This window comes from Sinimarinibacterium thermocellulolyticum, assembly GCF_040327995.1.
GTDB classification, from domain to species: Bacteria; Pseudomonadota; Gammaproteobacteria; order Nevskiales; family Nevskiaceae; genus Solimonas; species Solimonas thermocellulolyticum.
The window spans coordinates 1-1,196 of record NZ_JBEPIJ010000050.1 but is presented as its reverse complement, the minus strand read 5'-3'; the positions used below and the strand labels follow the sequence as shown (position 1 = coordinate 1,196).

The following is a 1,196-nucleotide window of genomic DNA, read 5'->3' as shown; positions in this document are numbered from 1 at the left end:
CGTAAGCTTCCCCGTCAAGGCGACAGTTCAAAAGTAGAGTTCCTGGCGGCTTGAGAATACTCGACTGGCGTCATGTCGCCGAGCGAGTCATGGGGTCGGTCTTCGTTGTATTCGAGCATCCACCAGTAGGTCGCCTCACGGACATCTCCGAGACGGACGAACAGGTGCTGGTCGAGTAGCTCCTCGCGCAACGTGCGATTGAAGCGCTCGATGTAGGCGTTCTGGTTGGGCTTCCCAGGCTGGATGTACTGAATAGCCATGCCCATCGACTTGGCCCAGCTCGTGAACGCCTCACCGAGGAATTCCGGACCGTTGTCCGTCCGCAGCACTTGCGGCAGGCCGCGCTCCTTGCGCAGTCGCTCAAAGACCCGGACCAGCCGTTCGGACGTGATCGAGGTATCGACCTCGATATGCAGGGCCTCGCGGTTGAAGTCATCGACCACATTGAACAGCCGGTAGCGACGGCCGCAGACCAGCGCGTCGCTCACGAAGTCCGCCGACCAGACGCTGTCGGGCAGGCGCGGCACGTACAGCGGCACGCGCTCGCGCTTGGGCAGCCTTCGTCTTGCGGCGCGACGCAGATGCAGATTCATGCGCTTGTACACTCGATGGATACGCTTGTGGTTCCACGGCCGGCCTTGCCGGCGCAGAATCTTCCGGCACTTCCAGAAGCCGCGGCCTGGCTTGCCTTCAACCAAGGTGGCAAGGGCAGCGATGATCTCCGCATCACGCACCGTCCAGTCGTCCGGTCGTCGGTAGTAGGCCGAGCGCGACAGGGCGACACAGCGACACGCTCGTCCTACCGACAACTCGTGCTTTTGAACCAAGTAGCCGGCCGCCGCTCGCTTGGCGTCCGGCGCTACAACTTTTTTGCGATCAGATCCTTCATCGCGCGGTTTTCAAGGGCCAGGTCCGCGTACATGCGCTTGAGCTGCGACAGCTCGGACTCCAGCTCCTTGGTTCGGCGCAGATCCGAGGCGTCCATCCCTCCGTACTTCGATTTCCACTTGTAGTACGTCGGCTCGCTGATCCCGTGCTTGCGGCAGATCTCCTTCACCGGCATGCCGGCATCCGCGTGCTTCAGGATCGCAACGATCTGGGTTTCGGTGAAACGCGACTTCTTCATCAGAACCTCCTGGCTGTACGATGCCAGAAAGCTCTACTTTCAAGTTGTCGCCGCGGCGGGGAAGCTTACG

General features: G+C 61.3%; 1 protein-coding gene. It reads right to left on the bottom strand.

Annotated elements, in window-relative coordinates; translation table 11 throughout:
• Positions 1–14 precede the first annotated feature (14 nt).
• Positions 15–1,126 (bottom strand): IS3 family transposase gene (locus ABSH63_RS15735; protein ID WP_352891062.1). Its coding sequence is split into 2 segments (ribosomal slippage): positions 15–874 and positions 874–1,126, totalling 1,113 coding nucleotides; the frame shifts between segments, so codons are not numbered across the junction.
• Between the last annotated feature and the right edge of the window lie 70 nt (positions 1,127–1,196).